The 13,746-nt window shown below is 39.6% G+C and carries 10 protein-coding genes and 3 tRNA genes; 4 read left to right on the top strand and 9 right to left on the bottom strand.

The annotated features are described in order from the left end of the window. Nucleotides 1-19: 19 nt before the first annotated feature. The 3 genes from FJ709_RS09950 to FJ709_RS09940 form a co-directional block, all read right to left on the bottom strand. Nucleotides 20-95: transfer RNA gene (locus tag FJ709_RS09950), tRNA-Asn, on the bottom strand. Between the two features lie 21 nt (nucleotides 96-116). Further along, a tRNA-Asn gene (locus tag FJ709_RS09945) sits at nucleotides 117-192 on the bottom strand. Nucleotides 193-224: 32 nt separating this feature from the next. Beyond that, nucleotides 225-300, bottom strand: a tRNA-Asn gene (locus tag FJ709_RS09940). Between the two features lie 1,024 nt (nucleotides 301-1,324). Here FJ709_RS09940 and uvrB point away from each other — a divergent pair. Further along, nucleotides 1,325-3,343, top strand: coding sequence for an excinuclease ABC subunit UvrB (gene uvrB / locus FJ709_RS09935; RefSeq protein WP_226409921.1), 2,019 nt, complete (start codon nucleotides 1,325-1,327; stop codon nucleotides 3,341-3,343). A gap of 78 nt (nucleotides 3,344-3,421) precedes the next feature. Here uvrB and asnS read toward each other — a convergent pair whose 3' ends face one another. After that, a complete protein-coding gene (gene asnS, locus FJ709_RS09930) occupies nucleotides 3,422-4,822 on the bottom strand; it encodes an asparagine--tRNA ligase (RefSeq protein ID WP_226409920.1) in 1,401 nt (466 codons plus the stop codon). A 253-nt stretch (nucleotides 4,823-5,075) separates the two neighbouring features. On the opposite strand from asnS, the gene FJ709_RS09925 reads away from it, so the two are divergent. Beyond that, nucleotides 5,076-5,411, top strand: a complete 336-nt coding sequence (locus FJ709_RS09925; RefSeq protein WP_226409919.1) for a hypothetical protein — start codon at nucleotides 5,076-5,078, stop codon at nucleotides 5,409-5,411. Here FJ709_RS09925 and FJ709_RS09920 read toward each other — a convergent pair. Next, on the bottom strand, nucleotides 5,404-5,994 hold the full coding sequence (locus FJ709_RS09920) for a CoA pyrophosphatase (protein ID WP_226409918.1): 591 nt from the start codon (nucleotides 5,992-5,994) through the stop codon (nucleotides 5,404-5,406). The genes FJ709_RS09925 and FJ709_RS09920 overlap by 8 nt on opposite strands. 191 nt (nucleotides 5,995-6,185) lie before the next feature. Between FJ709_RS09920 and FJ709_RS09915 the strand changes: the two genes are divergently transcribed. Next, nucleotides 6,186-7,082 (top strand): DMT family transporter, encoded by an 897-nt coding sequence (locus FJ709_RS09915; protein ID WP_226409917.1) that lies wholly within the window; start codon nucleotides 6,186-6,188, stop codon nucleotides 7,080-7,082. Between the two features lie 166 nt (nucleotides 7,083-7,248). Here the strand turns inward: FJ709_RS09915 and FJ709_RS09910 are convergent, their stop codons facing one another. Continuing rightward, entirely contained in the window at nucleotides 7,249-8,658 is a 1,410-nt protein-coding gene (locus FJ709_RS09910) for an anti-phage deoxyguanosine triphosphatase (protein ID WP_226409916.1), read from the bottom strand. A gap of 254 nt (nucleotides 8,659-8,912) precedes the next feature. Here FJ709_RS09910 and FJ709_RS09905 point away from each other — a divergent pair, with 254 nt between their 5' ends. Next, nucleotides 8,913-9,578, top strand: a complete 666-nt coding sequence (locus FJ709_RS09905; protein ID WP_226409915.1) for an SDR family oxidoreductase — start codon at nucleotides 8,913-8,915, stop codon at nucleotides 9,576-9,578. Between the two features lie 238 nt (nucleotides 9,579-9,816). Here FJ709_RS09905 and yfaE read toward each other — a convergent pair whose 3' ends face one another. From yfaE to nrdA, 3 genes are all read right to left on the bottom strand, one after another. Then, complete coding sequence (gene yfaE, locus FJ709_RS09900) at nucleotides 9,817-10,218, bottom strand: class I ribonucleotide reductase maintenance protein YfaE (protein ID WP_226409914.1); 402 nt, start codon at nucleotides 10,216-10,218, stop codon at nucleotides 9,817-9,819. Further along, complete coding sequence (gene nrdB / locus FJ709_RS09895; RefSeq protein WP_226409913.1) at nucleotides 10,208-11,338, bottom strand: class Ia ribonucleoside-diphosphate reductase subunit beta; 1,131 nt, start codon at nucleotides 11,336-11,338, stop codon at nucleotides 10,208-10,210. The genes yfaE and nrdB overlap by 11 nt, the downstream gene beginning before the upstream one ends. Nucleotides 11,339-11,414: 76 nt before the next feature. Beyond that, nucleotides 11,415-13,703: a class 1a ribonucleoside-diphosphate reductase subunit alpha gene (gene nrdA / locus FJ709_RS09890; RefSeq protein WP_226409912.1), complete on the bottom strand. Its 2,289-nt coding sequence runs from the start codon at nucleotides 13,701-13,703 to the stop codon at nucleotides 11,415-11,417. Nucleotides 13,704-13,746 lie beyond the last annotated feature (43 nt).

Here is a 13,746-nt window from a genome sequence, read left to right as displayed (position 1 = left end):
ATGATCAAATACTTTTAAGTGGCTCCCCAGACTGGACTCGAACCAGTGACATACGGATTAACAGTCCGCCGTTCTACCAACTGAACTACTGGGGAATACTTAAATGCTATATTATATGGCTCCCCAGACTGGACTTGAACCAGTGACATACGGATTAACAGTCCGCCGTTCTACCAACTGAACTACTGGGGAATTATATAATATTATTCTAACAATTTTACTAATGGCTCCCCAGACTGGACTTGAACCAGTGACATACGGATTAACAGTCCGCCGTTCTACCAACTGAACTACTGGGGAATCGTTTTAGCAATGTATTGCTGAGAACGGAGCGCATAGTAAAACGCCTAGTAGCATGAGTCAACTCGAGTTATAAAAAAAAGTGCAATTAACTTGTTAACTGCTCATGTAATGTGCATCGTGCACGACTTTTCAGCACTTATTGTCAAATTCGGCAGTTTTTAGTGAGTAACAATTTTTAGCTGATAATAATGTTTAATCAAATATGATGATACTTCACTCAAGTAAGTGAAGAGATTACACTTTTACTCGTATTAGAGAGATAATATCAATTGTTTATCAGTTCTATAACATTAACAATTAGGTTAATACCACTATTTAGCCAACATTTTTTGTGGGTATATAAGTAAACAGTAATTTTCTAATGTAAGACTTTCGATCATATTCATTTTGAAGGAGCGACTATTTTTTACGAGAGTTAGTTTGCTTGTTTGCTTGTTTGATGCTGTTTAGGCATGTAATCGAAAAAGACAAAAAGAAAGTGTTAATGCTGTTGTGTCTTTGCCAAGGTGAGATTAGCTTTCAAATGTAATAAACTTTCATCAAGCCAAGATGACACTTTAATGAATTGACCATAACGTCAACCCCGCACCCTGACTGAGGTTGTATGAGTTATCCACTAAATCTGTGGATAAGCTTGTGGGTTACTCTGTTTTGTTGCCTGCAAACGCTGATTAAGCCTGAGTTCAACTTAAAATGGTAGATTTATTTAGCAAGTGATTAAGTAACTGTTTTTAATACAGTAAAAAAATGCAACATGTTTCTTTACCACGACATATTCACTGTTGCAAAAATGTAATCAGTTTCAAACAAGCATTGTGCATTAAATTGCAGTTTTCACTGCGGTTTAGCCTAGTAATTGAGCTGTTTACTGGCAAATTAGATCCTGTTTAATTATTTCATCATTTGATCGTTAAATCGTCATGCATTAATTTTTTCGTTTAAAAAGCCATAAAATATTATCTAGGGTTAATGGCTATTTTTTATTATGATAACGGCTACATTTAATCATCAGAGAACCTGCGTGCCAGAAAAGATTTTTCGTTTAGCCTCTCAATATACCCCAGCAGGTGATCAGCCAACCGCAATAGCGCAATTGGTTGAAGGGATACAGAATGGTATTGCCAGTCAAACCTTGCTCGGAGTTACAGGTTCGGGGAAAACCTATACGATTGCCAATGTTATTGAGACTATGGGACGTCCAACTATTATTATGGCGCCTAACAAAACACTTGCCGCTCAGCTTTATGGTGAAATGAAAGAATTTTTTCCCGATAATGCGGTTGAATATTTTGTTTCTTACTACGATTACTACCAGCCTGAAGCTTATGTCCCTGCGTCAAACACTTTTATAGAAAAAGATGCATCGGTCAATGCTCATATCGAACAAATGCGACTATCAGCGACTAAAGCGCTTTTAGAGCGCAAAGATGTAGTGTTGATTGCCTCTGTTTCGGCCATTTATGGTTTAGGCGATCCAGATTCTTACTTGAAAATGCTATTACATCTGCGCCAAGGCGATTTTATGGGGCAGCGAGACATATTGATCCGGCTCAGTGAATTGCAGTACAAGCGTAATGACATTGAGCTTCAGCGTGGTACATATCGGGTTCGTGGAGAAGTGATTGATATATTTCCTGCCGACTCTGAAAGAGATGCTATTCGAATTGAACTTTTTGATGACGAAATAGAGCGCTTAAGCGAGTTTGACCCGTTAACTGGACACATCATTAAGCGTATTGTTCGAACGACAATTTATCCTAAAACCCATTATGTTACTCCGAAGTCAAAAATTTTAGCTGCAACTGAATTCATCAAAGAAGAGCTACGTGAGAGACGAGAATATTTACTTGAAAACAACAAGTTGATTGAAGCGCAGCGGATCACTGAGCGAGTGCAATACGATATTGAGATGATGGTGGAGCTTGGATATTGCTCTGGCATTGAAAATTATTCACGATACCTATCTGGTAGGGCTCCAGGAGAAGGGCCGCCAACACTATTGGATTATTTACCTGCAGACGGTTTGCTTATCATTGATGAGTCACATGTCACCGTGCCACAAATCGGTGCTATGTATAAGGGCGACCGAAGTCGTAAAACTAATTTAGTCGATTATGGGTTTCGACTGCCTTCGGCATTAGACAATCGGCCATTAAAGTTTGAAGAATTTGAAAGCTTGATGCCTCAAACCATTTTTGTTTCGGCGACCCCCACTCAATATGAGTTGGATAAAAGTGAAGGTGAAATTGCTGAACAGGTTGTTAGGCCAACGGGTTTACTCGATCCTGTCATTGAAGTGAGACCTGTTGGCATACAAGTTGATGATTTATTATCTGAAATTCATAAAAGAGTGGCGGTTAATGAACGTATATTAGTGACCACGTTAACCAAAAAAATGAGTGAAGACTTAACCGACTATTTGGATGAACATGGGGTTAAAGTTCGCTATTTACACTCAGACATTGACACTGTCGAGCGAATGGAAATTATTCGCGATCTCCGTTTGGGGCATTTTGATGTACTGGTTGGCATTAACTTATTACGCGAAGGTCTAGATTTACCTGAAGTGTCGCTAGTGTGTATTCTAGATGCTGATAAAGAAGGTTTTTTACGTTCAGAGCGTTCATTGATCCAAACCATCGGCCGCGCCGCTCGCAATATTAACGGTAAAGTAATCTTATATGCAGACAGGATCACCAACTCAATGGCTAAAGCTATGGGCGAGACGGATAGACGCCGTGAGAAGCAGCGACTGCATAATGAAATAAATGGGATTATTCCAAGAGGTGTGGTTAAAAACATCACAGATGTTATGGATATGGGGGACAGCAAGCAAGGTAAGCGAGCTAATAAAAACAGTCAATATGATAAAGTGGCTGAGCCGCATACTCAATATGCCAGCATTGCTGATTTAAGCCATCAAATTGATCAACTTGAAAAACAGATGCATGAACATGCAAAAAATCTCGAGTTTGAACAGGCCGCCGCCATTCGTGATGAGGTTAAGCAATTAAGAGATCAGTTAATTTTAACATCTTAGCATTAACAAACTGAGCTAAATAAATTCAAGACATAAAAAAACGCGCTATAACAGCGCGTTTTTTATGACCAATAAGTGTTAGAAACTTGCTGAACGTGGCGCCCGAGGGAATGGGATAACATCACGAATGTTGTTAACACCAGTCACATATGACACTAAACGCTCAAAGCCTAAACCAAAACCTGCATGGGGTACGGTGCCATAACGGCGTAAGTCACGATACCACCAGTAATCTTCTTGGCTTAGCTCCATTTCAGCTAAGCGAGCATCAAGTACGTCTAAACGCTCTTCACGTTGTGCGCCACCGATGATCTCACCAATTCCTGGTGCTAAAACGTCCATTGCGGCAACTGTCTTACCGTCATCGTTTAAGCGCATGTAGAAAGCTTTAATGTCTTTAGGGTAGTTTTTCACTACAACTGGTGCTTTAAAGTGTTCTTCAGCTAAGTAACGTTCGTGCTCAGACTGTAAATCGATACCCCATTCCACATCGAACTCAAACTGTTTACCGCAGTTTTTAAGAATTTCAACAGCATCGGTGTAATCGACTTGGGCGAAATCGCTGTTAACAAATGACTGTAAACGTTCAATAACGGTTTTATCAACTCGCTCATTAAAGAAATTCAAGTCGTCCATGCGCTCTTCAAGTACAGCTTTAAATGCAAATTTAAGCATTTTTTCAGCTAGTTCAGCAGCATCATCTAAGGTAGCAAATGCTACTTCAGGTTCAACCATCCAGAATTCGGCAAGGTGGCGAGTCGTATTTGAGTTTTCTGCACGAAAAGTTGGGCCAAAGGTATACACTTTAGACAGTGCACAAGCATAAGTTTCAGCATTTAGTTGACCTGATACGGTTAAAAATGATTCTTTACCGAAAAAATCTTTATCGTAATCAACTTTACCCTCAGCGGTGCGAGGTAGATTTTCCATGTCTAATGTCGACACGCGGAACATCTCCCCTGCGCCTTCACAATCAGATGCGGTAATTAGCGGGGTAGATACCCAGATAAAGCCTTCTTCATTGTAGAAACGATGGATAGCTTGCGATAAACAGTTACGTACACGAGCAACTGCACCAATAATATTGGTGCGAGGACGAAGATGTGCAAGCTCACGTAAATGCTCAATCGAGTGACGTTTAGCTGACATAGGGTAAGTATCAGGGTCATCGACAAAACCTGTAACTAACACTTCAGATACTTGTAATTCAAATGCTTGGCCCGCACCAGGAGAGGCTACCACTTCACCGGTCATTACGACCGAACAGCCAGCAGTCAATTTCAATACATCGTCATTGTAATTGGCTAGGCTGTTTGGCACGACGCCTTGAATTGGGTCAAAACATGAGCCGTCATACACGGCCAAGAAAGAGATACCCGCTTTTGAATCGCGACGAGTTCTCACCCAGCCACGTACAGTGACTTGCGAACCAACGACGTGTTCACCTTTAAATACAGAAGCGACAGATGCAATGCTCATTGTTGCTTTATTCTCCAACATTAAAATAGTAAGTAATTTTGTCTTTATCTTACCTTTATGGTGGCTTTTCTCAAGCTGAAAACGCTATTCTAGGGATATTATTGTGATAGTGTTAATTCACAGGTTTAAATACTGGCTGAAATTAACGTATATTTCTGTTTGTCGCTGAATATAAGTTATTTAGCTTCTCAGATTTAGTTTGAATTAGATTTAGTTTGAATTAATGGTTTTTTATAGTCGCTAAGGAAATAGCATGTCGCGGTTAGGTGTATTACAAGTCATATTAACCATATTATCTTTGTTAGGGTGGAGTTTGGCCATCTATGCATTACTTATTTACGGTGAGGCAAGGCCCGACCGTGCGGTAGGTTACTTCTTATCACAAGGTGTTGAGGTACGTTTTGATTGGGATGCCGCTTTAACGGTTAAATTAGAATACATTATTTGGTGGTGTGCGGGTGTAAGTTTACTCAACTTGCTGGTTAATTTTTACGCAAAAACGACTACTCGAATGGGAGTTTGGTTTAATATTCCCTTGTTGTTATTAGTGTCCTTATCTGCTGGCTTATATATTCGCTTTGTTATTTGATTAAGCCATAGTTGTCAATATGTCGACACAATAAGTCAATCATCGCAGCCGTCACGCCCCAAATAAATTTATCCTCAAACGGCATATAGTGCACTTGATAGCACTTGCCTTTGCGCCAGTGTTGGCCTAAATGACGATTATTCGTTTGTTTAAAGTAATTAAGTGGCACCCTAAAACAGCTGGCCACTTCACCAGGATCAATTGTTAGTTCAAAGGGTTGTTTGATAATGCCAACGATTGGCGTGATTTCAAATCCGGTAAATGTTTTGTGGGGTGGAAACGAGCCAATTACATCGACGTTGGTTCTTAGCAAACCAATCTCTTCTTGTGCTTCACGAAGTGCGGTATCAATTGCATTACTATCACTTTGCTCAAATTTTCCGCCTGGAAAACTAATTTGGCCAGGATGGTGGCGAAGATGCATAGCGCGCTTAGTTAAGATGAGATATAGCTCACCGCCAATCTGCTGAATAGGAATAAGCACAGCGGCTTCTCTGCCAGGATAATGTGCTGGTGCAGAGGTAATGTTATTGGCTGAAAGAGCTTGCAGTTGAAAACGGATCAAAAATTCATTTAATTGCATGGTGAGTGATTAATTCCGATGAAGCTTATCAATAAAATGGCTTTCCAACCGTGTTAATAATTAGGCTAACCTAGCTTGTGTAGATTAAAAAGCTTTATCTGTTTTTTATGTTAAAAGGATAAATTAACAGGCTATCTTGTAGTCAGTTAACAACTTGAGTAATCTTGTTTTCTTTTTTCGGTGAAATAACTGTGATTGCTAATTTATTATTATTGTTAACAGCAGCTGTTTGGGGCTTTGGTTTTGTTGCGCAATCTTTGGGGATGGATCATTTAGCTCCCTTTATGTTCAATAGTTTACGATTTTTTATTGGCGCTCTCAGTTTATTGCCATTGATCTGGTATTTCGCCAATAAAAAAACCTTACTAGTTGGCCAAAAGAAATCACTTTTGATAGCGTCAATTAGTGCTGGTTCAGTATTGTTCATTGCCGCGTCATTGCAACAAGTGGGGTTACAGTATACATCCGCAGCTAATGCTGGTTTTATCACAGGGTTATATATTGTAATAGTGCCTGTACTTGGTCTTATTCTTAAGCATCAAACCGGTGTTAATACATGGATAGGCTGTGCAATTGCTGTAGTGGGATTATATTTTTTAAGCATAAAAGATGACATGAGCATCGGCTATGGTGACTTATTGCAATTAATTGGTGCTGTGTTTTGGGCGATACATATCCTGATCATCGACCACTTTGCCAAAAAACACTCACCGATATTGTTGTCGCATTTACAATTTATTTTCTGTGGTTTGTTAAGTATTATTGTGTCGATGATGATTGAAACGACTGTGGTTGAAAATATTGGATTAGCCTGGGCTGCGCTAGCGTATTCTGGAATTATTTCAGTTGGCGTGGGTTATACCTTACAAGTTGTCGCACAAAAAAATGCCCATCCAGCGCATGTTGCCATTATTCTCAGTTTAGAGACTGTGTTTGCTGCAATTGGTGGTATTGTTATTCTTGGTGAAACCTTAGATGCTAGGGCATTACTCGGGTGTGGATTAATGCTGATGGGCATTTTAGTCTCACAAATACCATTACGTTATTTTGTCAAATCTTGGGGTCAACAAAAACACCCTATAGTATAAGCAGATTGAGCTATAGCCATATTTATCCTATTTTCTAGGCCGCTGAGTGTTGTAATCATCATTGCATTAAGGCCTAGCCATACCCATAAAAGTATTTATCGCCCTATACGCTAAAGTTAAAAGGTTAGCGTATAGGGCTGTGACTTTTAGCGATACGCAAATATTATTAAGGCTCACGACTGAGATCTAAAATACCTGAAGCTTGGCCACCAAATAATTGTTGATGTAATCTGGCTGCGAACCCATCAGTCATTCCGGATATATAATCCGCCATCACCCTCATCGGATTGTTATCCTCTTGGGCTGCTCTAGTCCAACGTTCACCGGTATTTAAAGGCAGTAATCGTTCGGGATCGGATGCAAACGCTTCAAATAACTCCATTACGATTTGTTGGCCTTTGTACTCGAGCATTTGAATTTCAGGTTTGCGTATAACAAATTTAAACACAAACTGTTTTAAGACATTTAAAGCTATCGCAAAATCTCTTTCTAATTCAGCATTATACTTTAATAAATGTTCATCAAATTCAGGTTTAGTGTGAATGTTTATTGCGGTGACAAATGCATTGACGAGTGTGCCTATAGCATCTTTTCGTAAATGATGTTGGTGGGAAAATAGCTTATCGCCAATGTTACAAAACTCATTTTTAAGCCAGCTATCTTCAATGCCTTGCAGTTGACCCATTACATCTTGTTGCCATTGGCTGGGACTGACAATACCCATGACGATGGCATCTTCAAGATCATGTATCGCATACGCTATGTCATCCGCTAATTCCATAATAGAGCAATCAAGTGACTTAAATTTTGTTTTTAAGTGAGGATAGTCAGGATGAATATGGCTTTGCTCACTGGACAGAAATAATTGCTGATCATGTCCGGTCAAGCTAGACAGTACCCAATCGAGTATAGGTTTATCGTCATCAAAAACGCCTTTAACTGGCGGCCATTGTGATGGTTTTAACTGGCGATGGTGCTTAACCTCGGCTTGATGGGTATCAATTCTTAACTGAGAGTAGGGCGCAGGATACTTCAGTACACCTAAGAGGGTTCTGCGGGTTAAATTCATACCAGTATCAGGCGTGTAAGGTTCAAGTCGGGTTAATATTCTAAATGTTTGACCATTGCCTTCAAAACCACCGTGATCACGCATCATATAATGTAATGCCACTTCGCCACCATGGCCAAAAGGTGGATGACCAATATCATGTGCTAGACACAGTGATTCAATTAAGCTCATTGAATTAAGTAAATATTTAAGATTTGGATACTTACGTCTTAGTTGTGCAGCAATACCTGTTCCAATTTGAGACACTTCAAGTGAATGGGTAAGGCGAGTTCGGTAAAAATCGTTCATACCAATACCCAACACTTGGGTTTTTGCCTGTAGACGCCTAAAAGCAGCCGAGTGGAGTATACGGGCTCTGTCTCGCTGAAAAGGGCTGCGGTGATCGTTTCTACGTTGCTTGTCTTCACCGAGTATACGTTGATGCCATATATTTTCATGGGCTTTAATATCATTAGGAAGAGTTAGGCTAGCTAATGCTTTAGATGATGTGTTTGACAATGATGACATAGCCCTGTGTCCTTATGCATTAATATTAGTAATAGGTTTAAACATACAGTCGTTAAGGTACTAGAGTTAACAGAAAGTCTCTATAAAATAATAACCTGATTTAACATTACTTTACTCATTAATATCTTGCTATGCTAACCAGCACTTTTGTGTAAACTAGATAGAGATTTAACCTCTACTCTGGTTAAGGAGTGAGTTAGACAACAATCTGCTGAGCCACCAATAACGTCAACCAACAATAATAGGAAAATTTAATGAGTAAAAATGTGGTCATAACTGGCGCAAACCGCGGCATAGGTTTAGCGTTTGCACAGGGTTTTAAAGATTTAGGTTTTAATGTATATGCATTATGCCGTCAATCATCCGATAAGTTAGCTGCGTTATCGGTCAATGTTATTACCGGTGTGGATGTCGCAACCTCTGCAGGTATCACAGCGATGGCAAACGGCTTACAAGGTATTAATATTGATATATTGATATGTAACGCAGGTATATTACGTGATGAAAGTCTGTTTGATTTAAATATCAGTAGCATTAGAGAACAGTTTGAAATAAATGCGCTGGCACCACTGCTAATTGTAAATACTTTACAAGATCAATTAAGTCATGGAAGTAAAGTGGCGATGATCACCTCAAAAATGGGATCTATTGCAGACAATGGTTCCGGTGGGCGCTATGGTTATCGCATGTCTAAAGCGGCGTTAAATGCTGCCGCTATGTCACTGAGTATTGATTTGGCAGATAGACATATCGCTGTGGGTATTTACCATCCAGGATATGTGCAAACAGATATGGTTAATCATAATGGCGATATTTCAGCAACAGAATCCGCCAGCCGACTAATAAAGCTAATTAGTCAACTTGATCTAAGCCAAACAGGGGTGTTTAAACATGCAAATGGTCAAGTTTTACCTTGGTAAATGGTTACTTTTTGATGTGAAGACAAAAGGGTGAACGATGGAGAAGTTCATAGTGCTGGTAGTACTATCTATTTCATACATTATCGTAAAGGGTATGTTCTAACAAAAACGAATCTAGATATCTTGTGTCGATATAATTCATCTAAAACTTGATATAAATCATTGTAAATTTATTATTTCAGCTAAATCATTGATTAAATGAAGTTTTGTGATTTTAATGCAGTGATTTTATTTGATGTTAACTCCTACCAAGTATTGCATCATCTAGGAGAAAAGCCATTTCAACTCCTTGTTGTGATTTATTTGTCATTGACTGGGTAGGATTTGCTTTGCTTGCACTAACCTGTTCACTATCGTCCTTCGACAATGAAAGATTTAAATCAGTTTTTGGAATACAGCAACAGGGTAGGCATTCATCTTGCTCAAGTTCTGCCAACGGTTGCTTGATATAAGTGACCTCACCAGAAATGACTTTTGTTTTACAGGCGCCGCAAAATCCATTACGGCACTCTGAAAAAACTTTTACTTTCTTGTCCTCAAGCGCCTCAAGCAATGTTGCTTGCTTACCGTCGAACAAGATTGCCGGTTGTCCCTTTAAGCTAACAATCGGCGCTGTAATGAAAAAATGTTTATAAGTCAAAATCTAAAAACTCATCGCCATCGACAGCCGAGTCAATTTGCCCAACAAGATAAGATGATACTTCAACTTCTTGGGGCGCAACCTGCACAGCATCACTTTCTAACCAGTTCTTCATCCAAGGGAGTGGATTAGATAATTCTTCGTAAGGTAAGGGTAAGTTTACCGCTTTCATACGTTGGTTGGTAATGTACTCAACATATTGACAAAGAATTTGTTCATTTAAGCCGATCATTGAGCCGTCTTTAAATAAGTATTTAGCCCACTCTTTTTCTTGTTCAGCTGCTTTGTGGAATAAGTCATATGCTTCTGAATAACACTCAATGGCAATTTCAGCCATCTCAGGATCATCTTTACCACCTTGCATTAAACTTAAAATATGTTGGGTACCATTTAAGTGAAGTGCTTCATCACGTGCAATTAAGCGAATGATTTTGGCATTACCTTCCATTAAGCGACGTTCAGCAAAGGCAAATGAACAAGCAAAACTGACATAAAAACGAATTGCTTCCAATGCGTTGACTGACATCATACAAAGATACAAGGTCTTCTTAAGAATACGGGAGTTAACCGTTACTTCTTGACCATTAATTAAATGAGTACCTTCACCGTGTAAATTATTAACTTGGGTGAGGTAGATCAAATCATCATAGTACTTAGCAATATCACCAGCACGTTTCAAAATCTGCTCATTTTCAACAATATCATCAAACACCACTGATGGGTTGTTCACGATATTACGAATAATATGAGTATATGAGCGAGAGTGGATCGTTTCTGAAAAAGACCAGGTTTCAATCCAGGTTTCGAGTTCTGGCAGTGACACTAACGGCAAAAGAGCCACGTTAGGTGAGCGGCCTTGAATCGAATCAAGTAAGGTTTGGTATTTAAGGTTTGACAGGAAAATATGCTTTTCATGATCAGGAAGGCTGGCAAAGTCAATTTTGTCACGGCTGACATCTACTTCTTCTGGTCGCCAAAAGAAACTTAACTGCTTTTCGATTAATTTTTCGAAAATCTCGTATTTTTGTTGGTCATATCGCGCCACATTAACGGGTTGACCAAAGAACATAGGTTCTTGAGTCGCATCATTAGGTGTTTGACAAAATGTTGAATAAGCCATGCTTCTTTTCCCAAAAAAGCGAGGAGTGCTCCCCGCATTTAATTTCTTAATTAAGTGATATCAATAAACCAGAGGTTTATATCTTACACGCACCACCGGCACAATCATCGTCTTCTTTTTCGATGGATATTATCTCATCTTGTTGATCCGACGCACCGTCACGGGTGTTGTGGTAATACAATGTCTTTACACCCAGCTTGTAAGCCGTTAGCAAATCTTTTAATAGCGTTTGCATAGGTACTTTACGACTTTGGAACTTCATTGGATCGTAATTAGTGTTGGCAGATATCGCCTGATCAACAAACTTCTGCATAATGCCGACAAGTTGTAAATACCCGTCGTTATTTGGCATGTTCCATAATAACTCGTATTGATCTTTCAATGTGTCAAAATCGGGTACAACTTGTTTCAATTGACCGTCTTTACTGGCCTTGACACTAATAAGACCACGTGGCGGCTCAATACCATTAGTGGCGTTAGATATTTGCGACGAGGTTTCAGACGGCATCAATGCCGATAACGTTGAGTTACGTAACCCATATTGCAAAATATCGGTACGTAAACCTTCCCAGTCTAAATGCAGTGGCTCATCACAAATTTTATCTAAGTCACGCTTGTAAGTATCAATGGGTAGAATGCCTTTCGAATAGGTTGTCTCGTTAAATAACGGACAGGCGCCTTTCTCTTGGGCAAGCTTCATTGAGGCTTTTAATAGATAAAATTGAATCGCTTCAAATGTTCGATGGGTTAAATTATTGGCTGAACCATCGGAATAACGTTTACCATTTTTAGCAAGGTAATTGGCGTAATTGATGACACCTATACCCAAAGTACGACGATTCATTGAGCCTAACTGCGCCGAAATGATCGGGTAATCTTGATAATCCAGTAAGTTATCTAACGCACGAACTGCAAGCTCAGCTAGCGGTTCTAATTCTTCTAGATTCTTGATTGTGCCTAAATTCAGTGCAGATAAGGTACAAAGTGCAATTTCACCATTAGGATCATCAATGTTCTTTAATGGCTTAGTCGGCAGGGCGATTTCTAAACACAAATTAGACTGCTTGATTGGCGCGACTTTTGAGTCAAATGGACTGTGGGTATTACAATGATCCACGTTTTGAATATAGATACGGCCTGTAGAAGCGCGTTCTTGCATCATTAACGAGAATAGCTCAACCGCTTTGATTTGCTTTTTACGCACAGCAGGATCTTGCTCATACTGAACATATAAACGTTCAAACTCAACTTGATCCTCAAAAAATGCATCATATAAACCCGGAACATCAGATGGGCTAAACAGGCTGATGTATTCGCCTTTAATCAAGCGTTGATACATTAACTTGTTTAACTGAACACCATAATCTAGATGGCGAACACGGTTATCATCAACACCGCGGTTATTTTTCAGAACCAGTAAAGATTCAACTTCTAAATGCCATATTGGGTAAAACAGTGTTGCCGCTCCGCCACGAACGCCGCCTTGTGAGCACGACTTAACCGCGGTTTGAAAATACTTGTAAAAAGGTAAACAACCAGTATGGAAAGCTTCACCGCCACGAATAGGACTGCCTAAGGCGCGAATACGACCAGCATTAATACCAATACCAGCACGTTGACTGACATATTTCACAATTGATGAGGCGGTTGCATTAATAGAATCTAAGCTATCGTCACACTCAATCAATACACATGAGCTGAATTGGCGTGTCGGTGTGCGCACCCCTGCCATAATCGGTGTCGGTAAAGAAATCTTGAAGTTTGATGTGGCATCATAGAAGTCTTTGACAAACTGTAAACGAGTGTCTTTGGGGTACTTTGAAAACAAACACGCAGCAACTAATATATAAAGGAACTGAGCACTTTCATATACTTCGTGGGTGACACGATTTTGAACTAGATACTTACCCTCTAGTTGCTTAACCGCGGCATAAGAGAAGTTCATGTCGCGCCAATGGTCAACATAAGTATCTAAGATGTCTAACTCTTCGCGGCTGTAATCAGCCAAAATATGCATATCATATTTGCCCATTTCAACCAGTCTGGTGACATGGTCATATAATTTAGGCGGTTCGAACTGACCAAATGCTTTTTTACGTAAATGGAATACCGCTAAGCGTGCTGCCACAAACTGATAATCGGGTGATTCAGGGGAAATAAGATCTGCCGCAGCTTTGATGATCGTTTCATGAATCGCTTCTGTTGGAATACCATCAAAAAATTGCAGATGCGATCTGAGTTCAACTTCAGATACAGATACGTTTTTTAATCCCTTGGTTGCCCAAGTAATAACGCGATGGATTTTGTCTAAATCGATATTTTCACGTTCGCCACAGCGTTTAGTGACAGTCATATTGCTATTCATTGCAGAGAGGCCTTGATTATATCTGTTATTGTGATTGAGCGCT

Source organism: Shewanella glacialimarina, from assembly GCF_020511155.1.
GTDB lineage: Bacteria > Pseudomonadota > Gammaproteobacteria > Enterobacterales > Shewanellaceae > Shewanella > Shewanella glacialimarina.
This window is presented reverse-complemented; position numbering and strand designations above follow the sequence as displayed.

What these genes read in the sequence shown, in the direction of transcription:
- FJ709_RS09910 (WP_226409916.1), bottom strand. Translation starts at nt 8,658, where the DNA reads ATGTCATCATTGTCAAACACATCATCTAAAGCATTAGCTAGCCTAACT.
- nrdA (WP_226409912.1), bottom strand. Translation starts at nt 13,703, where the DNA reads ATGAATAGCAATATGACTGTCACTAAACGCTGTGGCGAACGTGAAAAT.
- FJ709_RS09905 (WP_226409915.1), top strand. Translation starts at nt 8,913, where the DNA reads ATGAGTAAAAATGTGGTCATAACTGGCGCAAACCGCGGCATAGGTTTA.
- asnS (WP_226409920.1), bottom strand. Translation starts at nt 4,822, where the DNA reads ATGAGCATTGCATCTGTCGCTTCTGTATTTAAAGGTGAACACGTCGTT.
- FJ709_RS09920 (WP_226409918.1), bottom strand. Translation starts at nt 5,994, where the DNA reads ATGCAATTAAATGAATTTTTGATCCGTTTTCAACTGCAAGCTCTTTCA.
- FJ709_RS09925 (WP_226409919.1), top strand. Translation starts at nt 5,076, where the DNA reads ATGTCGCGGTTAGGTGTATTACAAGTCATATTAACCATATTATCTTTG.
- nrdB (WP_226409913.1), bottom strand. Translation starts at nt 11,338, where the DNA reads ATGGCTTATTCAACATTTTGTCAAACACCTAATGATGCGACTCAAGAA.